At 68.1% G+C, this 24,146-nt stretch carries 20 protein-coding genes; 9 read left to right on the forward strand and 11 right to left on the reverse strand.

The window, feature by feature from the left end; genetic code table 11:
- The 8 genes from fdh3B to fdhD form a co-directional block, all read right to left on the reverse strand.
- Entirely contained in the window at nt 1-678 is a 678-nt protein-coding gene (gene fdh3B, locus ABNQ40_RS26505) for a formate dehydrogenase FDH3 subunit beta (protein ID WP_109050519.1), read from the reverse strand.
- An 18-nt stretch (nt 679-696) separates the two neighbouring features.
- Entirely contained in the window at nt 697-3,597 is a 2,901-nt protein-coding gene (locus ABNQ40_RS26510; RefSeq protein WP_109050518.1) for a formate dehydrogenase subunit alpha, read from the reverse strand.
- A 13-nt stretch (nt 3,598-3,610) separates the two neighbouring features.
- Nucleotides 3,611-3,862, reverse strand: a complete 252-nt coding sequence (locus ABNQ40_RS26515; RefSeq protein ID WP_247879859.1) for a formate dehydrogenase — start codon at nt 3,860-3,862, stop codon at nt 3,611-3,613.
- A gap of 16 nt (nt 3,863-3,878) precedes the next feature.
- The gene (locus ABNQ40_RS26520; protein WP_109050517.1) at nt 3,879-4,505 is read right to left on the reverse strand and encodes a molecular chaperone; all 627 of its coding nucleotides are present in this window, start codon (nt 4,503-4,505) and stop codon (nt 3,879-3,881) included.
- A 455-nt stretch (nt 4,506-4,960) separates the two neighbouring features.
- A complete protein-coding gene (locus ABNQ40_RS26525) occupies nt 4,961-5,494 on the reverse strand; it encodes a DUF3306 domain-containing protein (RefSeq protein ID WP_109050516.1) in 534 nt (177 codons plus the stop codon).
- Entirely contained in the window at nt 5,491-6,012 is a 522-nt protein-coding gene (locus tag ABNQ40_RS26530) for a DUF3305 domain-containing protein (protein ID WP_109050515.1), read from the reverse strand. The genes ABNQ40_RS26525 and ABNQ40_RS26530 overlap by 4 nt, the downstream gene beginning before the upstream one ends.
- A complete protein-coding gene (gene mobA / locus ABNQ40_RS26535) occupies nt 6,009-6,656 on the reverse strand; it encodes a molybdenum cofactor guanylyltransferase MobA (protein WP_109050514.1) in 648 nt (215 codons plus the stop codon). Before mobA ends, ABNQ40_RS26530 begins: the two co-directional genes overlap by 4 nt.
- Complete coding sequence (gene fdhD, locus ABNQ40_RS26540) at nt 6,646-7,527, reverse strand: formate dehydrogenase accessory sulfurtransferase FdhD (protein ID WP_109050513.1); 882 nt, start codon at nt 7,525-7,527, stop codon at nt 6,646-6,648. The genes mobA and fdhD overlap by 11 nt, the downstream gene beginning before the upstream one ends.
- Nucleotides 7,528-7,613: 86 nt before the next feature.
- Here fdhD and ABNQ40_RS26545 point away from each other — a divergent pair, with 86 nt between their 5' ends.
- The 5 genes from ABNQ40_RS26545 (at nt 7,614) to ABNQ40_RS26565 (ending at nt 13,857) form a co-directional block, all read left to right on the forward strand.
- On the forward strand, nt 7,614-8,315 hold the full coding sequence (locus ABNQ40_RS26545) for an ABC transporter permease (RefSeq protein WP_109491017.1): 702 nt from the start codon (nt 7,614-7,616) through the stop codon (nt 8,313-8,315).
- A gap of 127 nt (nt 8,316-8,442) precedes the next feature.
- Nucleotides 8,443-9,294, forward strand: a complete 852-nt coding sequence (locus ABNQ40_RS26550; protein ID WP_109050512.1) for a substrate-binding domain-containing protein — start codon at nt 8,443-8,445, stop codon at nt 9,292-9,294.
- Nucleotides 9,295-9,466: 172 nt separating this feature from the next.
- Nucleotides 9,467-11,521 carry a 4Fe-4S dicluster domain-containing protein gene (locus ABNQ40_RS26555; RefSeq protein WP_109050511.1) on the forward strand — a complete coding sequence of 685 codons (2,055 nt, stop codon included), beginning with the start codon at nt 9,467-9,469 and terminating at the stop codon, nt 11,519-11,521.
- 133 nt (nt 11,522-11,654) lie between these two features.
- A complete protein-coding gene (gene moaA / locus ABNQ40_RS26560) occupies nt 11,655-12,695 on the forward strand; it encodes a GTP 3',8-cyclase MoaA (RefSeq protein WP_109050510.1) in 1,041 nt (346 codons plus the stop codon).
- A 49-nt stretch (nt 12,696-12,744) separates the two neighbouring features.
- Nucleotides 12,745-13,857: a CaiB/BaiF CoA-transferase family protein gene (locus ABNQ40_RS26565; protein WP_109050509.1), complete on the forward strand. Its 1,113-nt coding sequence runs from the start codon at nt 12,745-12,747 to the stop codon at nt 13,855-13,857.
- Nucleotides 13,858-13,860: 3 nt separating this feature from the next.
- Here the strand turns inward: ABNQ40_RS26565 and ABNQ40_RS26570 are convergent, their stop codons facing one another.
- Nucleotides 13,861-15,024, reverse strand: coding sequence for a GNAT family N-acetyltransferase (locus ABNQ40_RS26570; RefSeq protein WP_109050508.1), 1,164 nt, complete (start codon nt 15,022-15,024; stop codon nt 13,861-13,863).
- Nucleotides 15,025-15,131: 107 nt separating this feature from the next.
- Nucleotides 15,132-15,599, reverse strand: coding sequence for a RidA family protein (locus ABNQ40_RS26575; RefSeq protein WP_098740384.1), 468 nt, complete (start codon nt 15,597-15,599; stop codon nt 15,132-15,134).
- Between the two features lie 367 nt (nt 15,600-15,966).
- Between ABNQ40_RS26575 and ABNQ40_RS26580 the strand changes: the two genes are divergently transcribed.
- A complete protein-coding gene (locus tag ABNQ40_RS26580; RefSeq protein WP_391347854.1) occupies nt 15,967-17,829 on the forward strand; it encodes a flagellin in 1,863 nt (620 codons plus the stop codon).
- A gap of 90 nt (nt 17,830-17,919) precedes the next feature.
- Here the strand turns inward: ABNQ40_RS26580 and ABNQ40_RS26585 are convergent, their stop codons facing one another.
- Entirely contained in the window at nt 17,920-19,551 is a 1,632-nt protein-coding gene (locus ABNQ40_RS26585; RefSeq protein ID WP_109491178.1) for a S10 family peptidase, read from the reverse strand.
- A gap of 215 nt (nt 19,552-19,766) precedes the next feature.
- Between ABNQ40_RS26585 and ABNQ40_RS26590 the strand changes: the two genes are divergently transcribed.
- The 3 genes from ABNQ40_RS26590 (at nt 19,767) to ABNQ40_RS26600 (ending at nt 24,090) form a co-directional block, all read left to right on the forward strand.
- Entirely contained in the window at nt 19,767-21,473 is a 1,707-nt protein-coding gene (locus tag ABNQ40_RS26590; RefSeq protein WP_109051810.1) for a methyl-accepting chemotaxis protein, read from the forward strand.
- A 131-nt stretch (nt 21,474-21,604) separates the two neighbouring features.
- A complete protein-coding gene (locus ABNQ40_RS26595) occupies nt 21,605-23,281 on the forward strand; it encodes a methyl-accepting chemotaxis protein (protein ID WP_109051811.1) in 1,677 nt (558 codons plus the stop codon).
- Between the two features lie 125 nt (nt 23,282-23,406).
- Nucleotides 23,407-24,090, forward strand: a complete 684-nt coding sequence (locus ABNQ40_RS26600; RefSeq protein ID WP_014247028.1) for an orotate phosphoribosyltransferase — start codon at nt 23,407-23,409, stop codon at nt 24,088-24,090.
- The last annotated feature ends 56 nt before the right edge of the window (nt 24,091-24,146 follow it).

Consider the following 24,146-nt stretch of genomic DNA (forward strand, 5'->3'; position numbering starts at 1 on the left):
TCACAGCCCCTGCTTCTGCACAGGAAGACCGCCGGCCGGACCGCCGGTGCCCTGGAACAGCGAGCCGCCGGGCTGGCCGCGCTCCTGGCCCGATTTGGTCTGGTAGGCGGTGCCCCAGCCCCAGGCGCCGGAGCCGAAGCCGCGGGCGGCGACGCGCTCGCGGTAGATGTCCGACACCTTGTCGGCGTCGCCGGCCAGCAGGGCCTTGGTCGAGCACATCTCGGCGCAGAGCGGCAGCTTGCCCTCGGCCAGACGGTTGCGGCCGTACTTCTTGAACTCGGCCTCCGAATTGTCGGGCTCGGGACCGCCGGAGCAGAAGGTGCACTTGTCCATCTTGCCGCGGGTGCCGAAGTTGCCGGCCTGCGGATATTGCGGCGCGCCGAACGGGCAGGCGTAGAAGCAATAGCCGCAGCCGATGCACAGATCCTTGTTGTGCAGGACCACGCCTTCGTCGGTCTGGTAGAAGCAGTCGACTGGGCAGACCGCCTTGCAGGGCGCGTCGGAGCAATGCATGCAGGCGACCGAGATCGTCCGTTCCCCCGGCTTGCCGTCGTTGATGGTCACGACACGGCGGCGGTTGATGCCCCAGGGGATCTCATGCTCGTTCTTGCAGGCGGTGACGCAGGCGTTGCACTCGATGCAGCGCTCGGCGTCGCACAGGAATTTCATCCGGGCCATGGTTCAAACTCCCGCGCGTCAGGCCGCCTGGATGCGGCAAAGGGTGGTCTTGGTTTCCTGCATCTGGGTCACCGAATCGTAGCCGTAGGTGGTCGCCGTGTTGGCGGCCTCGCCTAGCACGATCGGGTCGGCCCCGGCCGGGTATTTGGAGCGCAGATCCTGGCCCTGATACACGCCGCCGAAATGGAAGGGCATGAAGGCGACGCCGCGGCCGACACGCTCGGTCACCATGGCCTTGACCTTCACCTTGCCCTTTTCGGGGCCTTCGACCCAGACCAGCTGGCCGTCCTTGACGCCGGCATTGTTGGCGTCGAACGGGTTGATCTCGACGAACATGTCCTGCTGCAGCTCGGCCAGCCAGGGGTTGGAGCGTGTCTCGTCGCCGCCGCCCTCATACTCGACCAGACGGCCGGAGGTGAGGATGATCGGGTAGTCCTTCGACACGTCGCGGTCCTGGATGGACTTGTAGAGCGTCGGCACACGCCAGGACTTGGTGTCCTTGTAGGTCGGATAGCTGGCGACCAGATCGCGGCGCGGGGTGTAGAGCGGCTCGCGGTGGATCGGAACCGGGTCCGGGAAGTTCCAGGCGACGCAGCGGGCCTTGGCGTTGCCCGGCGGGTTCAGGCCATGCTTGATCGCCACGCGCTGGATGCCGCCGGACAGGTCGGTGGTCCAGGACACCGCACCGATCTTGTCGCCGCCGATCTTCTGGATGACCGCCAGTTCCTCCGGCGTCAGGTCGGCGTCGAAGCCCAGCTTCTGGAGCATCGCCATGGTGACTTCCGGATAGCCGTCCTTGATCTCCGACCCTTCCGGATAGGAGCCCTCGGCCAGCAGCGTCACGCCGTTGCGCTCGACGCCGAAGCGGGCGCGGAAGGCGCCGCCGCCCTCGGCCACCGGCAGCGAGGTGTCGTAGAGGTTGGCGGAGCCCGGATGCTTCATCTCCGGCGTGCCCCAGCACGGCCAGGGCAGGCCGAAATAATCGCCGTCGCACGGGCCGCCGACGGCGCGCAGCGTCGTCTTGTCGAAGGTGCCCTGATGCTGCATGTGCAGCTTGAGGCGCTCCGGCGACTGGCCGGTGTAGCCGACCGACCACATGCCGCGGTTCCATTCGCGGGTGATGTCCTCAATCGACGGCTCGTTGCCGTTGACCTTCACGTTCTTGACCAGATCCTCCGCGAAGCCGAACTTCTTGGCGAAGAGATACATGATCTCGTGGTCGGTCTTCGATTCGAACAGCGGCTCCATGATCTTGTCGCGCCACTGGACCGACCGGTTGGACGCGGTGGCGGAGCCGGAGGTCTCGAACTGGGTCGCGGCCGGCAGCAGGTAGAAGTTGTCCTTGCGGTCGGGCAGCACCGCCGTCATCGTCGGGTACGGATCGACGACGACCAGCAGCTCCAGCTTCTCCATCGCCTTCTTCATGTCGGGCAGACGGACCTGGCTGTTCGGCGCATGGCCCCAGAAGACCATCCCCTTGACCGGATTCGGCTGGTCCAAATTCTCCTTGGCTTCCAGCACGCCGTCGAACCAGCGCGACACCGGGATGCCGGTGCTCTCCATCAGCGCCTTGGAGCCGAAGCGCTTCAGGATGCCGTCATAGGGGAGATCCCAGACGCGCGCCCAGTGGCGCCACGCGCCCTCGGCCAGGCCGTAATAGCCGGGCAGGCTGTCGGAGGTGACGCCGAAATCGGTCGCGCCCTGGACGTTGTCGTGGCCGCGGAAGATGTTGGTGCCGCCGCCCGACACGCCGACATTGCCCAGCGCCAGCTGAAGCACGCAATAGGCGCGGGTGTTGTTGTTGCCGATGTGGTGCTGGGTGCCGCCCATGCACCAGACCAGCGTGCCCGGGCGGTTGGAGGCCAGGGTGCGGGCGACGCGGTGCAGCTGCGAGCCCGGAACGCCGGTGACGCGCTCCACCTCTTCCGGCGTCCACTTGGCGACCTCCGCGCGGATGTCGTCGAAGCCGTAGACGCGCTTGGCGATGTAGTCCTTATCCTCCCAGCCGTTCTGCAGGACGTGCCAGAGGATGCCCCAGACCAGCGCCACATCGGTGCCGGGACGGAAGCGGATATATTCGTTGGCGTGGGCGGCGGTGCGGGTGAAGCGCGGATCGGCGACGATCAGGGGAGCGGCGTTCTGTTCCTTCGCCTTCAGCACATGCATCATGGCGACGGGATGCGCCTCGGCGGCGTTGGAGCCGATGAAGAACAGCGCCTTCGACTTCTGGATGTCGTTGTAGCTGTTCGTCATGGCGCCGTAGCCCCAGACGTTCGCCACGCCGGCCACGGTGGTGGAGTGGCAGATGCGCGCCTGATGGTCGACGTTGTTGGTGCCCCACAGCGCCGCGAACTTGCGGAACAGATAGGCCTGCTCGTTGCTGTGCTTGGCGGAACCGAGCCAGAACACCGAATCCGGACCGGACTGCTCGCGGATCGCCAGCAGCTTGGAACCGACCTCTTCGATGGCCTGGTCCCAGCCGATCCGGGTCCATTTGCCGTCGACCATCTTCATCGGATAGCGCAGGCGGCGCTCGCCATGGGCGTGCTCGCGCACCGAGGCGCCCTTGGCGCAGTGCGAGCCGAGGTTGATCGGGCTGTCGAAGCCGGGCTCCTGCCCGATCCAGACGCCGTTCTGCACCTCGGCCACCACGGTGCAGCCGACCGAGCAGTGGGTGCAGACCGACTTGACCTGCTTGACCGGAGCGCCGGCGACGGCGGCCGCGGTCGCGGCGTCAGCCTTCTTCACCATGCCGAAGGGCATGGCGGAGGCCAGCGCGGCGCCGCCGGCGGCGATGCCGGAGGTGCGCAGGAAGGCGCGGCGGTCGACCGTGACGCCGGTGGCGGTCGCCAGCGTCTGTGTGAGCGTACGGGCGAGGTGGCGGCCGCCGGAGGTGGCCGAGCTTTTCTTGATGAGCATCGGGGCGTTCCTCTTAGAAGCGGCTGACTTCGTAGACCTTCCGGACATGGTCGGTCTCGCGGTAGCCCGTGGAGGTCGTCTCTGCCGGCGCGGCCTCGGCCGTTCCGCCGGTGGCGGTCACGCCGGCCGCAACGGCACCCAGCGCGCCGACACCGAGGCCGGCGGCGCGGAACAGGTCGCGACGGGCGAGCCCCTTGTCCGTGCTCTGCGTATCCTTGCCCTGTTTGACAGCTTCCTCAGTGGCTTTGACCGCGTTCCGCGTCATGGCTTCGCTCCTCACTTCAGGCCGCAAGGTCGAAGGCGCGCGCCTCGACCGCCAGAAAACTCCGTCCGACCGCACCGACCGCCCGATAGAAGCGGGCCGACGGCGAGGTCTCCAAATCCGCGAAGAACCGCCCGGCCCAGGAACCGATGTGGCGGTCGAAGAAGGCCCGCTGCCCATCGAGACCGACGATGTCGCCGTCCTCCGGCGCGAACTCGCCGCCGATCAGGCCGGCCATCATCTCGCACAGGGCGGCGATGTGGTCCTCCGGCTCCGTCACGCCGTCGGCGCGGGCGATGCCCAGCCGCGCCATGGCGACGCGCAGCTCCGCCAGCGGCTTCTCGTTCAGGAAACCGGTCAGATAGAAGGATCCGTAGGGAGTGCGCTCGCTGCCGCCGACGCCGATGAAGAGGGTGGTGAACTCTTCCTCCACCGCCGCCGGGTCACTGTCGCGTGCCGCTTCGGCCAGCCGGTCGAGAGCCGCGCCGAACTCGCCGCCCTCCCCCGCCAGCCCGCCCAGCGCGGTCAGGAACGCCGCATCGGGCGGGCGCGCGAACAGGCGCGCCAGCAGGGCATAGACCTGCGCACGGAACAGTTCTTCCTCCGCCACCGCGGGGGGGACGATGTGATCGACGGCGCTGGACACGTGCCGCAAACTCCTCCCGGAAACGCAAGACAGCGGCGTCGGCGTCCGCGGTCCTGCCGCGCGCCGTTTTTGGAACCGATGTCGCACCCCTTTTGATGCACCTGCGAAAAGCCGTTGCCTTACAGTGACTTAGCAATCCACAGGCAGACAATAGAAGGACTGAACCTATCCTTTTGTCAACTAAGGACGCACCCGGAAGTGGGGACAAATGAAACTTTATCGCGCCGCTATGCTCGCGGTAACAGAGCGCCCCTTTGTTTTGAGGGGGTCCGTGACGGCGCGACGATCCGTCGCATACTGGGGGTGAATTTGCGAGGGGGGACTTGCTTCGGGGACATGCCCCCTCTCCCCCCCCTGGGGAGAGGGTCGGGGTGAGGGGGAGGCGTGGCGTGGAAAAATGGGGATGTGGGGACCGCGCACGGATCGAGAAGGTCTCGCTGTGCGTCCCCCTCACCCTAACCCTCTCCCCGGGGGGGAGAGGGAATTGGCGGTGGGGGAGTGGGGGTGTCGCTTACCTCAGCAACCTCGGCGTCAGTCGCGGGCGGAGCCTCAAGGGCGCCATCGGCAACCTCGTCCAGCGTGTCGAGGAAGCCCTTGCCGACGCGGTAGAGGGTCTTTACCGGCACTCCGCCGGTGAACAGGCTGGCGTAATCGTCGGCGTAGTCCTTCAGCCCGTCGTCGTTGGCGTAGATCGGGTCGGAGGTCCACAGCTTGCGCAGGGCCTGACGGTGCAGATCCTCCGGCACCTCGGCGCGCAGGAAGGGAGTGAAGTCGGACTCGCCGGTCAGGTCCTCGATAGGCGGCAGATCCTGCAGCGGATCGTCGGGCTCGGCTTCCGGTGAGGCGGCATCGGTCGGGCTCCCCTCGACGGCAGCGACGGGAAGCTCCGCAGCCTCCTCGGCCGGCGGCACCTCCGGCGGGACCGGCTCCGGCTTGACCGCCGTGCGTTTCAGGCGCGACCAGCGCGACAGGAAGGCTTCGCCGCTCACCGCCGCCCCTCCTCCTTCTCGAAGTGGCGCTTGCGCTCGCGCTTGTGGAAGGGGACATCGACATGGTGCTGCTCGACGAAGTCGCGGACCAGCGCGATCACCTCCGCCGGCATCGGCACCGTCTCCACCACGTCGGCCCCGATCTGATAGCCCTCCCCTTCATGGGCCGACGCGGTGACCGTGAAGGGCACCAGTTCCTCCCCATCGGAACCGGAGTCCGCACCGGGACGCATCACCACCCACAACCGCGGCGGGTCCTGCGACAGGTTCAGGCGGTAGCCCTCGGTGTCGGTGCGGAACAGCTCCAGCGTCAGGGTGGCGGCGTGGCTGTGGCTCCAGCCGTCGCCCTCCATCAGCAGGAGGCCGGGCGGCTCGACCGGACCGGCGCCGGGGATGACCGAGACCGGGCGCCAGCTCCAGTCGACCCAGGCGGTGACGCCGCGGCGGCGCTCCACCACGATGCCAAGCGGCATGGTCTCAATGCGCTCAAGAGCTTGGGTAACGGGCTTGTCCGTCATGACGCGTGTCCCGACGCCAGCAGGCGTTCCGCCTCGGCCAGATCCTCCGGCCGGTTGGTGTTGAAGAAGGGATCGACAGGATTGGCCGGATCGAGGGCGAAGTCGGCGACGGCCAGCCGGTGGCGGGCGGTCCAGGCATCGACCTTGCGCATGCCCTCCTCCACCATGGCGCGGCGCAGGTCGCCGGCCAGACGGATCGGCCACAGCCCGAAGACCGGATGCTCCTGCCCGCCCGACCGGGCGCAGGCGAGGTCGGCGCCCTCATGCTCCAGCGCCGCCACCATGCGGGTGACGAGGTCGCGCGGGATGAAGGGAGCGTCGGTGGCGAAGCTGGCGACCCAGGCGATGCCGGGGGCGGTGCCGCGCATCCACTCCATGCCGGTCAGCACGCCGGCCAGCGGGCCGGCATAGCCCTCCACCACATCGGCAGCGACCGGCAAATGGAGATGGGCGAAGCGCGCCGGGTCGCCGTTGGCGTTCAGCACCAGCGGCCCGACCTGCGGCCGGACGGTGGCGACGATGCGCTCCAGGATGCTGCGGTCGCCCAGCGGGCGCAGGCACTTGTCGCCGCCGCCCATCCGGCGCGACAGGCCGCCGGCCAGCAGCACGCCGCCAATGTCGGGATGAGTTGAGTTAGTCGTCATCGCGGCTTCCCTTGCGTCCATGCCGGCGATCTTCGTCGTCGGCTCCCGCGGCATCGGTGTCGAAGACCAGCCGGTCGGTGCCGGCCAGCGCGATGAAGCGCCTGCCCTTGGCGCGGCCGACCAGCGTCAGGTTGGCCTGCCGCGCCAGCTGCACGCCCCAGGCGGTGAAGCCGGAGCGCGAAACCAGGATCGGAATGCCCATCTGCACCGTCTTGATGACCATCTCAGAGGTCAGGCGGCCGGTGGTGTAGAAAATCTTGTCCGAAGCGGAAATGCCGTTCAGGTGCATGTAGCCGGCGACCTTGTCCACCGCATTGTGGCGGCCGACATCCTCCATGTAGACCAGCGGCCTGTCCTCCTGGCACAGCACGCTGCCATGGATGGCGCCGGCCTCCAGATACAGGCTGGGCTGCAGGTTGATCTGCTTCGACAGCGCGTAGATCCACGAGGTGCGCAGCCGCACATCGGCCGGCAGGCTGACGGACTCGAAGGTTTCCATGACATCGCCGAAGGCGGTCCCCTGGGCGCAGCCGGAGGTCAGCGTCTTCTTTTTCAGTTTGGCCTCGAAATCGGTCGCGCGCTCGGTGCGGACGACGACGGTGTCGGTCTCCTCGTCCACGTCGATGCCGGTGATGCGGTCGTCGCGCCGCAGCATGTTCTGGTTCAGCAGATAGCCGACGGCCAGACAGTCGGGATAGTCGCCGATCGTCATCATAGTGACGATCTCCTGCCCGTTGAGGTACAGGGTCAGCGGCCGTTCCACCGTCACGGCGGTCTCGATCTCGCGGCCGTCCTGGTCCAGGCCGCGGACGCGCTCGGTCAGCTTGGGATTCGCCGGGTCCGGCGCTATGGTGAAGGTCTTCAGGCTCATGGTCGGGCTCATGCGCGCGAGTGTGGGCGAGCGGCGTCCGTCGGACAAGCCCTCGCCGAAGTTATTCGAACAGTGATTTGGACTTCATGCAGGATTTTTCCCAAGCCCTGGCCGTAGCTTTTTCCATGATCCTGTCGATGGACGACGCGCTGATGCGGATCATCGGCCTGTCCTTGCGGGTCAGCCTGTCCGCCGTCGCCATCGCCACGCTGATCGGCCTGCCGCTGGGTGCCGCCGTCGCGGCGCTCAGCTTTCCCGGCCGCCGCGCCGTCGCTGTCGCGCTGAACACCATGATGGGGCTGCCGCCGGTGGTGGTCGGTCTGGTGGTCTATCTGCTGCTGTCGCGCTCCGGCCCGTTCGGGGTGCTGGGACTGCTGTTCACGCCCACGGCGATGATCGTCGCCCAGACGGTGATGATCGTGCCCATCGTCGCGTCGCTCGCCCGCCAGACGGTGGAGGATCTGCTGCTCGAATATGACGATTTGCTGCGCGTCACAGGAGCGAGCCCCTTGAGGCGCTTGACCACCCTGCTGGCGGAGGCGCGCTGGAGCCTCGTCACCACGGTGCTGGCCGGTTTCGGCCGCGCCTCGGCGGAGGTCGGGGCGGTGATGATCGTCGGCGGCAACATCGAGCAGGTCACCCGCGTCATGACCACCGCCATCGCGCTGGAGACCAGCAAGGGCGACCTGCCGATGGCGCTGGGGCTGGGGCTGGTGCTGATGACCCTGTCGCTGGCGGTGAACCTCACGGCGTCGCTGCTGAAGGAGACGGCTGCCAGACCGGCGTGAGCCCCGGCCCGGCCCCAGCCCCAGCTCTGGTCCGGCCAGGGATTGGAAAAGATCGGCCAGGCCTTTGCACCCGCGGCCCGACTGCGCTATGTCAGCCAGACAACAACGATGCGGGAGGAGTTGAGGGATGCTGCGCCGTTCATTCGTGCTGGGCTTTGCCGCCGCCGCGGTCGTGGCCGGTCTGATCCAGGCCGCTGCCCCGTCGGCCGCACTGGCCGCCGACCGTTTCATCACGGTGGCCTCCACCACCTCGACCGAGGATTCGGGCCTGTTCGGCTCGCTTCTGCCGAAATTCACCGCCAAGACCGGGATCGAGGTGCGGGTCGTCGCCAAGGGCACCGGCCAGGCCATCGACCTCGCCAAGCGCGGCGACGCCGATGTGCTGTTCGTCCACCACAAGCCGTCGGAGGACAAGTTCGTCGCCGAGGGCTTCGCCACCGTGCGCAAGCCGGTGATGTACAACGACTTCGTCATCGTCGGCCCGTCCAGTGACCCGGCCGGCGTCAAGGGCAGCAAGGACGTTGCCCAGTCCCTGTCGAAGATCGCCGGGGCCAAGGCGCCCTTCGTGTCGCGCGGTGACGACAGCGGCACGCACAAGGCCGAACTGTCCTTGTGGAAGACCGCCAACCTCGACCCGGCCAAGGCGGATGGCGGCTGGTACCGCTCCATCGGCCAGGGCATGGGCCCGACGCTGAACACCGCCGCCGCGATGAACGGCTATGCCCTGACCGACCGCGGCACCTGGCTGAACTTCAAGAACCGCGGCCCGCTGACGGTGCTGGTCGAGGGCGACAAGCGCCTGTTCAACCAGTATGGCGTGATGCTGGTCAACCCGGCCAAGTTCGCCCACGTCAAGGCGGCCGACGGCCAGGCCTTCGTCGACTGGCTGGTCTCCGCCGAGGGGCAGAAGGCCATCGCCGACTACCAGATCAACGGCGAGCAGCTGTTCTTCCCGAACGCCAACGAGCCGGGGGCGTAAGGAGCGGCGGGTTCCTGCGATCCTGCCGTCCGGAAGGGTCGCGGGAACCGTCCAGCCAACGTTTGTCCGGATCGCCCCTGACAAGATTCCCATTCCCATCGCCCCGCATTCCCCCATATGAGTGTCCTCAGGCCAGGGGCGTCAGCCCCAAGCGACAGGAGTTTTGGGGACGATGAAGATCGGCGAACGGACGGTGCTCGTCTGCGATTGTGCGCACAGCATCGCGCTGGACGGGACGGCGCTGGGCAAGGCTTGCGGCGAGGGCGGCACCCCCACCGTGCACACCCAGCTCTGCCGGGCGCAGCTCGACCGTTTCGAGGCGGCGGTCGCCACCGGCCAGCCGCTGCTGGTCGCCTGCACGCAGGAAGCCCCGCTGTTTGCCGAGATCGCGGCGGAAGTCGCACCCGACACCTCCGTGACCTTCACCAACATCCGCGAGCGCGCCGGCTGGTCGGACGAGGGCGCCCAGGCGCTGCCGAAGATCGCGGCGTTGCTGGCCGAAGCCGCCCTGCCGATCCCGCCCACCGGTGCGCTGACCCTGACCTCCCAGGGCACCTGTCTGGTCTATGGCAACGACGAGCGCGCCATCGAGGCCGGCCGGGAACTGGCCAAGCGGCTGGACGTCACCGTCCTGCTGACCAGTGCCAAGGACATCCCGCCGCCGCCGGTGATGGACGCGGCGATCTTCCGCGGCCGAATCCGCAGCGGCCGCGGCTGGGTCGGCGCCTTCGAGATCGTGGTGGACGACTACGCCCCGGCCCTGCCCTCCTCCCGCGGCGCCCTGGGCTTCGAGCCGGTGCGGCAGGGAGCGTCGGCCCGCTGCGACCTGATCCTCGACCTGACCGGCGGCACGCCGCTGTTCCCCGACCACAAGCGCCGCGACGGCTATCTGCGGCCCGATCCCAACAGCCCGGCGCAGGTCGCCAAGGCGCTGCTGGACATCGCCGATCTGGTCGGCGAGTTCGAGAAGCCGCGCTTCGTCGACTTCAAGGCCGATCTCTGCGCCCATTCGCGCAGCCGCAAGACCGGCTGCACCCGCTGCCTCGATGTCTGCCCGACCGGGGCGATCACACCGAACGGCGACCATGTCGCCATCGACCCGCATGTCTGCGCCGGCTGCGGATCCTGCGCCGCGGTCTGCCCGACCGGCGCCGCGACCTACGCCCTGCCGCCGGCCGCGACCGTCTATGAGAGGCTGCGGACGTTGCTGGCCACCTACCGCAAGGCCGGCGGCGCCGCTCCGGCGCTGTTGATCCACGATCCGCGCCATGGCGACGCACTGGTCGGCATGATGGCGCGGCATGGCCGCGGCCTGCCGGCCCGCGTGCTGCCCTTCGCGCTGAACGAGGTGACGCAGGTCGGCTTCGACCTGTTCGCCCTGGCGCTGGCCTATGGCTGCACCCATGTCCGCCTGCTGACCGGACCGGAGAACGACGGCGAGACCGCCGGCCTCGCCTCGCAGATCGGGCTGGCGGAGGCCGCCTTCAGCGGGCTCGGCTACGGCTCCGGCCGGGTGGCGGTGATCGACGCCGCCGATCCCGATGCGGTGGCGGACGAGCTGTGGGCCCTGCCGGCCGACGCGGTCGAGGCGGGGATGTTCCTACCGATGGGGCCGAAGCGCACGGTCACCATGCTGGCGCTGCGCCATCTGCACAAGGCCGCCCCGGCTCCGGTGGAGGTTCTGCCGCTGCCGCCGGGCGCGCCCTTCGGCCGGGTGTCGGTGGAAGTCGAGGGCTGCACGCTGTGCCTGTCCTGCGTCGGCGCCTGCCCGACGGGCGCGCTGCTCGACAATGCCGACAAGCCGATGCTGTCCTTTGCCCAGGACGCCTGCGTGCAGTGCGGCCTGTGCAAGACCACCTGCCCGGAGAAGGTCATCTCCCTGGTGCCGGAGATCGACTTCCGCGATCAGGCCCGCGGTGCCGCGGTGGTGAAGGAGGAGGAGCCCTTCTGCTGCGTGTCCTGCGGCAAGCCCTTCGCCACCAAATCCTCCATCGAGAAGATCGTGACGACGCTGGCGGGCAAGCACTGGATGTTCGCCACGCCGGAGGCCGCCAACCGCATCCGCATGTGCGAGGATTGCCGGGTCCGCGACCAGTTCGAACGCGGCAACGAGCCCTTCGCCCTGGGCCAGCGGCCGGTGCCGCGCACCACCGACGACGACCTGCGCGAACGCGAGGAAGCCGAACGGAACGCACAACCGGCGGCGGTGCGGCAAAAGCTGATGTGACGCCACGACCCCTTGATCGCCGTCAAAGTCGGCATACCGTGATGTGGAATACGCTCCCGTCACCGTTGCACATGGTGCGTGTGGCGAACATATACTGTGGCGGCCCGTCAGCGGCCGCCCCTGGAGTCCAGCGATGACCAACCCTGTGTCCGAAGCCTTGCCGTCAGCCGCCGTCGCTCCGCTGGTCGATCCGTTCGGCCGCAAGGTGGAGTATCTGCGCGTGTCGGTGACCGACCGCTGCGACCTTCGCTGCGTCTATTGCATGGCCGAGGACATGAGCTTCCTGCCGAAGGCGGAGGTGCTGACGCTGGAGGAGCTGGACCGGCTGTGCAGCGCCTTCGTCAAGCTGGGCACGCGCAAGCTGCGGCTGACCGGCGGCGAGCCGCTGGTGCGGCGCGACGTGATGCGGCTGATCCATTCGCTGGGCCGCCACATCAAGGCGGGCGACCTGGACGAGCTGACGTTGACCACCAACGGCACCATGCTGTTCAAGCATGCCGCCGGGCTCTATGAGGCCGGGGTGCGGCGGATCAACGTGTCCCTGGACACGCTCGATCCGCACAAGTTCCAGGCCATCACCCGCTGGGGCAAGCTGGACAAGATCCTGGGCGGTATCCAGGCGGCGAAGGAAGCCGGGCTGAAGATCAAGATCAACACGGTGGCGCTGAAGGGCGTCAACGACGACGAGATCCACCGCATGGTGGCGTGGTGCGGCGAGCAGGGCTTCGACCTGACCTTCATCGAGGTGATGCCGATGGGCGACATCGGCGAGGGCGCCCGGCTCGATCAGTACTGGCCGCTGACCATGCTGAAGGCCGAGTTGCAGACGCGCTGGACCCTGACCGAGAGCGACCACCGCACCGGCGGCCCCGCCCGCTATGTCCGGGTGGAGGAGACCGGCCAGCGCGTCGGCTTCATCACGCCGCTGACCCATAATTTCTGCGAAAGCTGCAACCGCGTGCGGCTGACCTGCACCGGCACGCTCTACATGTGCCTGGGCCAGGAGGACGCCGCCGACCTGCGCACGCCGCTGCGCGTCAGCGACGAGGACGGCCCGCTGATCGACGCGGTGCGCGAGGCGATCACCCGCAAGCCCAAGGGCCACGACTTCATCATCGACCGCCGCCACCAGGGGCCGGCCGTCGGGCGGCACATGAGCGTCACCGGGGGGTGAGGGACTGAAATCCCGCAGGTCCGATCACCAACCAAGAGCGAGCACCGCCATGCCCCTGCCCTTCCTGACCGGACTGCGCGTCATCGACCTCGGGCAATATCTGCCCGGCCCCTATGCGGCCCAGCTTCTCGGCGACCTGGGCGCCACGGTGGTGAAGGTGGAGCCGCCGGGGGGCGATCCGCTGCGCCGGCTCGGCCCCACTGACAGCGACGGCACCACCGCCGCCTACAAGCTGCTGAACGCCGGCAAGACCGTCATCCGCATCGACCTGAAATCGGCCGGGGGACGCGCGGCGCTGGAAGGACTGCTGGCGAAGGCAGACGCGCTGATCGAGAGCTACCGGCCGGGCGTGATGGACAAGCTGGGGCTGGGCCGCGGGCGGCTGCGGGAGATCAACCCGCGGCTGGTCCATGCCAGCCTGTCGGGCTGGGGCTATGACGGCCCCTATGCGACGCGGGCCGGGCACGACCTGAATTACATGGCGGTCGGCGGCGGGCTGGACGCCTCCGGACTGCCGGACCGACCGGTGATCAGCTACCTGCCGGTCGCCGATTTCGCCTCGGCCCAGCAGACGGCGCTGGCGGTGGCGGGCGCGATGCTGGGGCGGGAGCGGACGGGAGAGGGCTGTTTCCTCGACCTGTCGATCATGGAATCGGTGCTGGGCTGGCAGGGCATGACCCTGACCGCGGCGGCCCGCGGCACCCTGCCGAAGCGCGGCGAGGCTCTGCTGTCGGGCGGGGCCGCCTGCTACCGCATCTACCGCACCGCCGACGGCCGCTTCATCACCCTGTCGGCACTGGAGGCCAAGTTCTGGGCCGGCTTCTGCGAGGCGGTCGGCCGTCCCGACTGGATCGCCCGGCAGGAGGATCCCCTGCCCCAGACCGCCCTGACGGCGGAGTTGGAGGCCTTGTTCGCCGGCCGGACGCTGACGGACTGGAAGGCCCTGCTCGATCCGGTCGACTGCTGTTTCGAGGCCGTGCCGGAACTGGCGGAGGTCCACGACCATCCGCACATCGCCGCCCGCGGGCAGGTCCGCGTCTCGGCCGGCCCGGAGCCGCTGGTGGAGACGCTGATGGGCCTGCGGGTCGATGGCGCCCCGCCGCCTGCCCGCGCGCCGGTGCAGGAGAGCGACGCCGCATCGGTGCTGGCCGGCTGGGAGTAGGCCTCAGCCCTCCCGCCGGTAGGGCGACAGTTCCTCGTCCAGCGCGTCGATCTCCGCCTCCACCGCCGGACGTTCCTGCTTGAGATAGCGGTCCACCGCGCGGCGGAAGCCGGGGTCTGCGATCCAGTGCGCGCTGTAGGTCGGCACCGGCAGGTAGCCGCGCTGGATCTTGTGCTCGCCCTGCGCACCGGCCTCGACCCGTGCCAGCCCGCGCTCGATGGCGAAATCCAGCGCGCGGTAATAGCACGCCTCGAAATGCAGGAAGCGGTAGCTCCCGTCGGAGCCCCAGTTGCGGCCGTACAGCGCATCGTCGCCCAGCAGGTTGAGCGCGCCGGCCACCCAGTCCCCGCCATCCTCGCACATCACCAGAACCACCCGGTCGGCCATGGTCCGGCCAAGCAGGTCGAAGAAGCGGCGGTTGAGATAGCCGCCGCCCCATTTGCGGTCGGCGGTCTCCAGATAGAAGCGGTGGAAGGCATCCCAATGCTCCGGCTTCAGGTCGTCGCCGGTCAGGGTGTGCAGCCGCACGCTGCTTTCGGCGACCTCGCGGCGCTCCTTGCGGATCGCCTTGCGCTTGCGGGAGTTCAGCGCCTCCAGGAACTCGTCGAAACTGCCGTAGCCGCGGTTGTGCCAGTGGTACTGCACACCAAGCCGTTGCAGCCACCCGGCCGTGCCCAGCCGGTCCCAATCGGCCCGCTCCGGGAAGGTGACGTGGGCGGAGGAGACGCCGTAGCGCTCCGTCACCTGCTCCAGCGCTGCGACCAGCGCATCAGCGACGGCCTCGGACTGCGGCCCAGGCGCCACCAGCAGCCGCGGACCCGGCACCGGGGTGAAGGGCACCGCCACCTGCAGCTTGGGGTAATAGCTGCCGCCCGCCCGCTCGAAGGCATTGGCCCAGGCATGGTCGAACACATACTCGCCGTAGGAATGGCTTTTCAGATAGGCCGGCACCGCGCCGACCATGCGGCCGGACCCGTCGAAGGCGGCGAGATGGCTGGGCTGCCAGCCGGACTTCCCGCAAGCCGATCCCGAGTCCTCCAGCGCCAGGAGGAAGGCGTGGGAGAGGAACGGGTTGCCGGGACCGGCGCAGGCGTCCCAGCCCTGCTGGTCCGCCTCGTCGATCCCGGTCAGAACCTTGACGGTGATGGCATCGTTGCCGTCGGGCATGCATGCGTCTCCTTGAACGATGGCAAGGAGGTAGGCTTCATGCCGCAAGACAGCAAGGCACCGCCGCCGCCCTGGCCACCGCCCCGACGCCCATCGGGCCGCTGCCGTTACGCCACCTCGATGATCGCATCGACCTCGACCGCGACGTTGCCGGGCAGCGACGGGGCGCCGACCGCGGCGCGGGCATGCTGGCCGGCCTCGCCGAAGACGTCGCGCATCAGCTCGGACGCGCCGTTGATGACCAGCGGATGGTCGTGGAAGTCGGGGCCGGAGTTGACGAAGCCGCCCAGCCGCAGCACGCGGGTGACGCGGTCGAGGTCGCCGCCCAGCGCGGCCTTGGCCTGGGCCAGGATGTTCAGCGCGCACAGGCGCGCGGCGTCCTTGCCCTGCTCCACCGTGAAGTCCTGGCCGACCTTGCCGACGAACTTGCGCTCGCCGTTCCAGACCGTCACCTGGCCCGAGATGTAAAGGGTGTTGCCCGAACGGGTGTAGGGCACATAGGCGGCCACCGGGGCGGCGGCCTGCGGCAACTCGATGCCCAGCTCCGCCAGGCGTGCGTCGATCCGACCGGTCATGATGCTTCTCCCTTCCCTGCTTTGGCCCATGAAAGGGCCGTGCGTTCGATGATTGGGACGTGGTTTGGAGCCCGACCATAGCCCTTGCCGGCAGGGCGGTGGGAAGATTCTTGCCGCCAAGCATCCCGGCAGAACCGTCCGTCATCGGCAAAAGATTCCGGGAAAGTTTTTCGGAAGCCCGGCCCGAACCTTTGGGCCCAACCCTGCCCTTTTTGCCGACCTATTTTTATTTCATAGCGAATTCAGTCACTTATGGCACACCGGAGCAGTTGGCACGGCGCTTGAAAGAGTGGTGTCAGGAAAACGCACGTTGCCTCGCCGGTCAAATGACCAGGGGCGGGGACAGCCTCAGAAGGAGACTAGGACCATGGCCGGAAATGTGACCCTGACCGCTTCGATGCGCACCAATCTGCTGCAGCTGCAGAGCACGCAGGCCGGTATCGACAAGAAGCAGAACATCTTGTCGACGGGCAACAAGATCAATTCGGCTCTCGATGGTCCCACCTCCTTCTTCTCGGCCAAGGGCCTGAACCAGCGCGCCGGCGACCTGTCCTCGCTGAAGGACGCGATGGGCCAGTCGATCAGCACCATCCAGGCCGCCGACAAGGGCCTGACCTCGATCGACTCGCTGGTCGACCAGGCCAAGGGCCTGACCACCGCCGCCTATGCGGCGCTGGGCAACGATGCCGCCTCCGTCGCCACCCGCAAGTCGCTCGCCAGCCAGTTCAACACGCTGAAGGATCAGATCGACAAGCTGGCCGCTGACAGCGGCTATCAGGGCAAGAACCTGATCAACGGCAACGGCATGAGCATGGACAGCACCAGCGCGTCCCGTGCCGCCGTCAACAGCATGACCGGCGTCGACAACGCCCGCGTCACCAACGTCATCACGGCCGACACCTACTCGATCCGCGTCAAGGGCGACGGCTCGATCGAAGGCAAGACCGCCGACATCTCCAAGACCGAGAACGCGCACGGCTTCATCGGCCTGAAGCTGTCGGGCACGATGTCCGGCTCGCTGGGCAGCTTCTCCGACGTCCAGATCGAGGTGCGCGGTGCCAACGGCCGTTCCCGCGACTTCATCGTGACGGACGGCGACGAGAGCCGCACGATCTCCTACTTCGACAACACCCAGACCATCGAAGCGAAGCTGACGACGGCCGCCAAGACCGGTTCGGCGCAGGTGTCGACGGTGAATGTCGGCGGAACGATCGAAGAAGGCGACATCTTCACCATCACGGTGGAAGGCCAGTCCTTCAGCTACACCGCCACGAAGGGCGACGTCGCCGTCGGCCAGAACGCTTCGGCCCAGGTGGCCGCCCAGTTGAAGGCCTCGATCAGCACGGCCCTCACCGGTACCGGCCGCCTGGTCGGCAAGGACGTCGCCACCGCAACCGTCACGGCAACCGGCACGATCACCCTCACCGGCAATGCCACGGCCGGCGCGGTGCGCGAAATGACGGTGACGACCAGCGCCACCAACGCGCTGACCAAGAAGATTTCGGAAAGCTTCGCGTCGGGCACCATCGTGTCCTTCACGGTCGACCGCCGCCTGCTGGAATCGGCCAACAACCAGGGCAACGGCGTCTCGGTCATCGAGAAGAAGGTCGACCTGCAAATCCAGGTCACCAACTCCAACGGCGCCCAGGTCACCCGCGACGCCATGAACGACAAGGGCGACGGCAAGCTGACGGGGGGTGAGCAGTCCTTCAACTTCGACAGCGGCACCGTCCGCATGGAAATCGACGCCAAGACGATCAAGCAGGCGGCTTCGGCCAACTGCTCGGCCAACATCGTCACCAAGCAGATTTCCGACGCCAACACGTCGAACGACATCACGGTCCAGCTGAACGAGCGCAACACGAACGCGATCACGGTGAACGCGGTCAACCTGTCGACCAGCGGCCAGGGCCTGCAGCTGGACGGCGCACAGAACAGCTGGATGGACCGCTCCGACATCGACAAGGCGGTCGCCGGTCTGGATCACGCCAAGGCGACGATCCGTTCGGCCTCGCAGTCGCTGTCGACCAACCTGAACATCATCACGACCCGCGAGAGCTTCACCAAGGAGTTCAGCGACGTGCTGACGGAAGGCGCCAGCAAGCTGACGCTGGCCGACCAGAACGAGGAAGGCGCCAGCCTGCTGATGCTGCAGACCCGGCAGCAGCTGGGCACCATCGCCCTCTCGCTCGCCAACCAGTCGCAGCAGTCGATCCTGCGTCTGTTCTGATCCGGGACAGCGATCCGACACAAGGAAAGGGGCGCCCCCACCGGGGCGCCCCTTTCCGATTCCGGGCTTTCCGACGCCGGCAGGCGCCGGTCACCGCGAGCGCAGGCTCTCCGCGATCAGCGCACGGGCGTCGGCCGCCAGCGCAGCGCGGCCCTGGCCCCGCGTGTACATCATGTGGCCGCCGGGATGCACCGTCACCGCCACCCGGCCGCGTTCGCCCTCCGGCAGCTCCAGCCTCGACGCCACCCAGCGCGAGGCCATGTAGGGCGTGATCAGGTCGGTGCGGCCATGGACGATCAGCACCCGCAGCGCCGGCTGAAGGGTCAGCGCCGTTTGCAGCGCATCCACAGCGCTCGGCACCGACATGCGCGGCCACTCCCAGTTCCGGTTCACCCGGTCGCTGAGCAGCCGGTAGGGCTGCTCCGTCCGCACCGCCAGCGCATCGTGGGCATAGGCGGCGAAAGCGGTGCTATAGGTCGGCACCGTGCCCTTCAGGAAGGGATCGAACGGTACGCGCGGCGCACCCGGATCGGGATCGGGAGCGGTGAAGGTGCCGTCATAGATGCTGAGAATGCGGCCGCGGTCGCGCAGCAGCTCACGGGTGAAGACACCCATCGGCACGCGCCCGCGCTGGCGCCGCACCGTCTCCACCGGCAGGCCGGTGATGCGCGCCACCTCGGCGAAGACGTCCCGGGCGTCATCGAGCCGTCCGTAGTCGAGACTGGCCAGCCCGGTGAGGTAGGGGCCGAGGGCAAAGCGCTCCGCCGCCTCCGCCGCCTGTTCGGGCGTGCCGGAGGTGCGGCCGAGCACGGCGGCGGATGCCGCCATCGACGGCAGCTTCCAGGCCGGGCCGAGGATGCCGTCCTCGTCGATGGCGGCGAAATCGACGACGGGGGAAACCAGGATCAGCCCGTTCACCGCAAGCCCGACCTGATCGATCAGCTCGTCCGCCATCTTCGCGATGCGGAAGCCGCCGTAGCTCTCCCCCGCCAGGAAGGCCGGAGACGACCAGCGGCCATTCCGGGTCAGCCAGAGCCGGACGATCTCGGCCATCGACCGCGCATCGCCGTCCACCGACCAGAAGCGCTTTTCCGTCTCGTCGGGCTTCACCGCGCGGCTGTATCCGGTGCCGACCGGATCGATGAAGACCAGATCGGTGAAGGCCAGCCAGCTGTCGGGATTGTCGACCAGCGGGGCCGGCGGCGGCGGCAGAGCCCCATCGGGACCGAAGGCGACGACCTTCGGACCGGCGGCGCCCAGATGCATGTAGGCCGACGCCGCCCCCGGCCCGCCGTTGAAGACGAAGGTGACCGGGCGCGGACCGGCGGCCGGCGTCTTGGAATCGGCGGTGTAGGTCACCGTGAAGATCCGCGCCGCCAGTTCCTCCTTGGCGCCGTCGCGCAGCGGCAGGAACTCCGCCGTCGCGGTGTAGGCCAACGCACCGTCCGGCAGCGGCAGGCTGTGGCTGGTCACGCTGCGCTGCGAATCGAACCCCCGGAGGTCATCCGCTTTGGAAGCGTCGGCCTTTGCGGTTTCGGATTTGGCCCCTTCTGATTTGGCAGCCGCCGATCCGGCGCGCTCAGGCCGGTCCTGCTGGGCGCCCCCATCCGCATCGGCGGCGGACGCTGGCGCCAGCGGCGCAAGCAGCAGGGCCGGGAGCAAGGCTGTCGCCAGCAGACGTGACAGGCTGCGGCTGCGGCGGGACGTGGGCAGGGGCTGCATCGGCAAATCCAAGGCGGTTTCCGGATCGGTTTCCGGGCCTCGCATATTGCGGCAGCGCCTTCGATCCGCAACCCGCACATTTTTGCGCAGGCTTGCGCCAGCCGCCTTGCCGGGCCGACGGAAAAGCACATCTTGAGTAACCCAAAAAGGTAACATCTTTTAGGATAAAGTCCGTTTATTGCCCATGCGGGCCAACTTTGACGGGATGCGCCGACATGTTCCTTCCACGGCACGCCACGATCCGCACACGTTTGTTTCTCGGCTTCGGCGTGGTTCTTGTCCTTCTGATCAGCCTGACCGTCATCGGTGTCCGCGAGGTGCGGAAAATCGACTCCGACCTCACCCGGATCAACGAGGTCAACAGCGTCAAGCAGCGCTATGCCATCAACTTCCGCGGCAGCGTCCATGACCGGGCCATCGCCCTGCGCGACGTGGTGCTGACCACCGACCCGGCGACGCTGTCGCTGGTGCTGGCCGACATCGACCGGCTGGCGGCCTTCTACGAGGACTCCGCCAAGCCGCTCGACGCCATGTTTGCCGGCATGACCGACATCGAGCCGGAGGAACGGCAGCTGTTGGCCGGCATCAAGGAGATCGAGGCGAAGAGCCTGCCGGCGATCAAGACGGTCATCGCCGCCCGCAAGGCGAACGACATGGCTGCGGCGCAGAAGGGGCTGATGCAGGACGCCCGCCCGGCCTTCACCGAATGGCTGAAGCGCATCAACGCCTTCATCGACCTGCAGGAGCGCAAGAACCAGACCATCGCCGCGCGTGCGCGCGATGTCGCCAAGGGGTTCCAGACGCTGATGCTGTCGCTGTGCGGTGCCGCCCTGCTGATGGCCGGCGCCTTCGGCCTGTGGACGGTCGCCGCCCTGCGTCCGCTGCGTCGCCTGACCAACGCCATGCTGACGCTGGCGCGCGGCGATCTGACCGTCACCGTCCCGGCATCGGATTCCAAGGACGAGATCGGGCAGATCACCGGTGCGGTCGAGGTGTTCAAGGCCAACGCGGTGGAAGCCGATGCCTTCCGCCGCCGTCAGGCCGAGGCGGAACATGCCGCCGAGGAGCGCAAGCGGGCCGAGATGGCCGCGCTGGCCGACCGGTTCGAGAACGAGGTGAAGGGCGTGGTCGACAGCGTCGCCTCCTCCTCCACCGAGGTGCGGGCACTGGCGAAGTCGCTGGCGACCACCGCCGACCATACCGAGACCCAGGCGACCACCGTCGCCGCCGCGTCGGAGCAGGCATCGGTCAACGTCCAGACCGTGGCCGCCGCCGCGGAGGAACTGGCCGCCTCCATCTCGGAGATCGGCCGCCAGATCGGCGAAAGCAGCCGTAAGGCCAAGCAGGCCGCCGATCAGGCCGACGGCACCAATCGCATCGTCGACGGCCTGTCGTCCAAGGCCAACCAGATCGGCGACGTGGTGAACCTCATCAACTCCATCGCCGGGCAGACGAATCTGCTGGCGCTGAACGCCACCATCGAGGCGGCACGGGCAGGAGAGGCGGGCAAGGGCTTCGCCGTCGTCGCCAGCGAGGTGAAGAGCCTTGCAAACCAGACCGCCAAGGCGACCGGCGACATCTCGCAGCAGATCGCCGAGATCCAGACGGCCACCGCCGACGCGGTGGAGGCGATCCAGAGCATCGCCGCCACCATCGGCGAGGTGAACGTCATCGTCGGCACCATCGCCCAGGCGGTCGACGGACAGAACGCCGCCACCATGGAGATCGCCCGCAACGTCCAGCAGGCGGCAGCCGGCACCAACGAGGTCTCATCCTCGATCGGCGGCGTGCTCCAGGCGGCCTCCGAAACCGGCAGCGGCGCATCGCGCCTGCTCTCCTCGTCCGGGGAACTGTCGAAGCAGGCGGAGCTGCTGCACACCCAGGTGGACCGTTTCCTGGGCAGCGTGCGCGGCAAGGTCTGACGAAGTGCGCGAACGGCCGGGCGTTCGCGCAACACCCCGAAAAACCCCTATGGGAATCGGCATGTAAAATTGCCTATCCTGCACGGATGATGCGTCAATCCCATTTCGCGCACCAATGAAGGGTTGTGCAGATGTCCGTCCTGACCCTGTCCCGGAAACTGTCTCTGCTGCCTTTGTCCTTCGCTTTCGCCTTGCTGGTCGTGGGGGGCGTCGCCGTCTCGGCGCTCTCCGTGGTCGATGGTGCGAACCGTCAGGTTCTGATCACGGGGGAAGCCCTGTCGAACCATCAGGCGGGCGACATGATGCACGACGCCCTGCGTGCCGACGTGCTTGCCGCTCTTCTGACCGGACCGGACGGAGCGGAAGCGGAGCGGGACGAGGTCCGAAAGGATCTCAAGGAACATGCCGACACGTTTCGCGAGGCGTTGAGCGCCAACCGGCACCTTGCCCTCAGTCCCGCCATCGGCAGGGGGCTGGATGAACTGCTGCCCGAGATGGAGGAGTACATCCGGGCGGCGGAGGGGCTGATCGAGGTGGCCCTGCGCGACAGGGCGAAGGCGAAGGACGGGCTTGCCGGCTTTCTGGAGCGTTTCCATCGGCTGGAGGAGCGCAACGAAGCGCTGTCCACCTTGATCCGGGCGGAAAACCAGGCGAGCAACGGCAATTCGGCCACCATCACGACCTATGCCTATGGGCTGATCGGCGTGGTGACCGCACTGGCCATCGGCGGATCGGCCCTGATGGCGCTGGTGATCGGCCGCTCGATCACCCGGCCGCTCGACCGCGCCGCGGACGGAATCGCCGAGATCGGGCGCGGACGACGCGATATTGCATTGAGGTATCCGGTAGACGATGCCATCGGCCGGGTGACCGCGGCCGTGATGCTGATGCAGAGCCAAGCAAGCGATCTCGACCGCCGCCGGGCCGAGGAGGAGACGCGGCGGGACGAAGAGCAGCGCAAACTTGCCGCCCTGAACGACGCCACGGAACGCTTCACCCATCAGACCGAGATCATTCTCAGCGGGCTGGGCACCACCAGCGAACAGCTTCAATCCACCGCCGGCACGATGTCCGAGGACGCAGGCCGCGCGGCGGACGAGGTCGGTCATGTGCGCGGGCATGCGGACACCGCGAGCCGCATCGTGAGCGACGCCGCCGCTGGCGCCGATGGGTTGGGAGCCCTCATCGACGAGGTGGGCCGCCACAGCGGGAAGGCCGCCCGGATGACCGCCGACGCCGTCCAGCGGACCGATGAAGCCGCGGGCCGCATCCGCGAACTGGCCGAGGCGTCGCAACGCATCGGCGAGGTGGTCGGCCTGATCAATTCGATTGCCAGCCAGACCAACCTGCTGGCGCTGAACGCCACCATCGAGGCGGCGCGTGCCGGGGAGGCCGGCAAGGGCTTCGCCGTGGTCGCCAGCGAGGTCAAGAGCCTGGCGGGCCAGACCGCGCGTGCGACCGATGACATCCAAAGCCAGATCGCCGGCATCCAGACCATCGTGGACGAAGCGGTCCATGCCATGGATGGGGTTTCCCGGACGGTGGATGCGGCCCGGGACAGCGGGGCGGCCATCGCGGATGCGGTGTCGCGCCAATCGGACGCGGCGGAGGGCATCCTGCGGGCGATGAAGGACGGGTCGGGCGCGGTGACGGCGATGTCCGGCATGCTGGGCGGCGTCCACGACGTCATCGTGCGGACCGACCGCACCGCCGGCGAATTGGCCGGGGCCGCGGCCAAGCTGCGCCGGGAGATGCAGCAGCTGCGGACGGATGTCGACAGCTACACCCGCACCGTGCAGACAGCCTGACGGCGAATGCCCGCCTGCTGCCGGGATGAGCGGGCAAGGATGGTCGGGAATTGCGAATCGCGCCCTCCCCCGCTACACAATGGGCATCCGCGCGATGCCATCCCGTTTTCCGGAGCCCTTCTTCCATGTCGACCCTGCCCGATCAGGCCACCATCGCCGCCACCGCGGCCAAGATCCTGCTGGAGATCAAGGCGCTGCACTTCAACGCCGAGACGCCCTTCATCTTCACCTCGGGTTGGGCCAGCCCGGTATACACCGACTGCCGCCGCATCGTCTCCTTCCCGCGCGCCCGCAAGGCGCTGATGGATTTCGCCGTCGCCACCATCGAGCGCGAGATCGGCTATGAGGCCATCGACGCGGTGGCGGGCGGCGAGACCGCCGGCATCCCCTTCGCCGCCTGGATCGCCGACCGGCTGGAACTGCCGATGCAGTATGTGCGCAAGAAGCCGAAGGGCTTCGGCCGCAACGCCCAGATCGAGGGTCTGCTGACCGAGGGGCAGCGCGTCCTGCTGGTCGAGGATCTGGCGACCGACGGCAAGAGCAAGGAGAACTTCGTCACCGCGCTGCGCAACGGCGGCGCCCAGGTGACCGACACCTTCGTGATCTTCCACTACGGCATCTTCCCGCAGTCGAAGGTCAACATGGACGCCATCGGCGTGCGCCTGCACGCGCTGTGCACCTGGTGGGATGTGCTGAAGGTCGCCCGCGACAACCGCTATTTCGACGAGAACACCCTGTCGGAAGTCGAAAAGTTCCTGAACGACCCGGTCGGCTGGTCGTCCGCCCACGGCGGCAAGTCGAGCATGTGACGATACCGGGGGGCGGTGGAGCCGCCGCCCCCCCCCCCGCGGATGTCAGGCCGATG

It is taken from the genome of Azospirillum sp. A23, assembly GCF_042938965.1.
Taxonomy (GTDB): domain Bacteria; phylum Pseudomonadota; class Alphaproteobacteria; order Azospirillales; family Azospirillaceae; genus Azospirillum; species Azospirillum melinis.

What these genes read in the sequence shown, in the direction of transcription:
- ABNQ40_RS26545 (WP_109491017.1), top strand. Translation starts at nt 7,614, where the DNA reads ATGCAGGATTTTTCCCAAGCCCTGGCCGTAGCTTTTTCCATGATCCTG.
- ABNQ40_RS26530 (WP_109050515.1), bottom strand. Translation starts at nt 6,012, where the DNA reads ATGACGGACAAGCCCGTTACCCAAGCTCTTGAGCGCATTGAGACCATG.
- ABNQ40_RS26515 (WP_247879859.1), bottom strand. Translation starts at nt 3,862, where the DNA reads ATGACGCGGAACGCGGTCAAAGCCACTGAGGAAGCTGTCAAACAGGGC.
- ABNQ40_RS26580 (WP_391347854.1), top strand. Translation starts at nt 15,967, where the DNA reads ATGGCCGGAAATGTGACCCTGACCGCTTCGATGCGCACCAATCTGCTG.
- ABNQ40_RS26550 (WP_109050512.1), top strand. Translation starts at nt 8,443, where the DNA reads ATGCTGCGCCGTTCATTCGTGCTGGGCTTTGCCGCCGCCGCGGTCGTG.
- fdhD (WP_109050513.1), bottom strand. Translation starts at nt 7,527, where the DNA reads ATGAGCCTGAAGACCTTCACCATAGCGCCGGACCCGGCGAATCCCAAG.
- ABNQ40_RS26565 (WP_109050509.1), top strand. Translation starts at nt 12,745, where the DNA reads ATGCCCCTGCCCTTCCTGACCGGACTGCGCGTCATCGACCTCGGGCAA.
- ABNQ40_RS26575 (WP_098740384.1), bottom strand. Translation starts at nt 15,599, where the DNA reads ATGACCGGTCGGATCGACGCACGCCTGGCGGAGCTGGGCATCGAGTTG.
- moaA (WP_109050510.1), top strand. Translation starts at nt 11,655, where the DNA reads ATGACCAACCCTGTGTCCGAAGCCTTGCCGTCAGCCGCCGTCGCTCCG.
- ABNQ40_RS26595 (WP_109051811.1), top strand. Translation starts at nt 21,605, where the DNA reads ATGTCCGTCCTGACCCTGTCCCGGAAACTGTCTCTGCTGCCTTTGTCC.
- ABNQ40_RS26510 (WP_109050518.1), bottom strand. Translation starts at nt 3,597, where the DNA reads ATGCTCATCAAGAAAAGCTCGGCCACCTCCGGCGGCCGCCACCTCGCC.
- ABNQ40_RS26600 (WP_014247028.1), top strand. Translation starts at nt 23,407, where the DNA reads ATGTCGACCCTGCCCGATCAGGCCACCATCGCCGCCACCGCGGCCAAG.
- ABNQ40_RS26555 (WP_109050511.1), top strand. Translation starts at nt 9,467, where the DNA reads ATGAAGATCGGCGAACGGACGGTGCTCGTCTGCGATTGTGCGCACAGC.
- ABNQ40_RS26585 (WP_109491178.1), bottom strand. Translation starts at nt 19,551, where the DNA reads ATGCAGCCCCTGCCCACGTCCCGCCGCAGCCGCAGCCTGTCACGTCTG.
- ABNQ40_RS26590 (WP_109051810.1), top strand. Translation starts at nt 19,767, where the DNA reads ATGTTCCTTCCACGGCACGCCACGATCCGCACACGTTTGTTTCTCGGC.
- fdh3B (WP_109050519.1), bottom strand. Translation starts at nt 678, where the DNA reads ATGGCCCGGATGAAATTCCTGTGCGACGCCGAGCGCTGCATCGAGTGC.
- ABNQ40_RS26570 (WP_109050508.1), bottom strand. Translation starts at nt 15,024, where the DNA reads ATGCCCGACGGCAACGATGCCATCACCGTCAAGGTTCTGACCGGGATC.
- mobA (WP_109050514.1), bottom strand. Translation starts at nt 6,656, where the DNA reads ATGACGACTAACTCAACTCATCCCGACATTGGCGGCGTGCTGCTGGCC.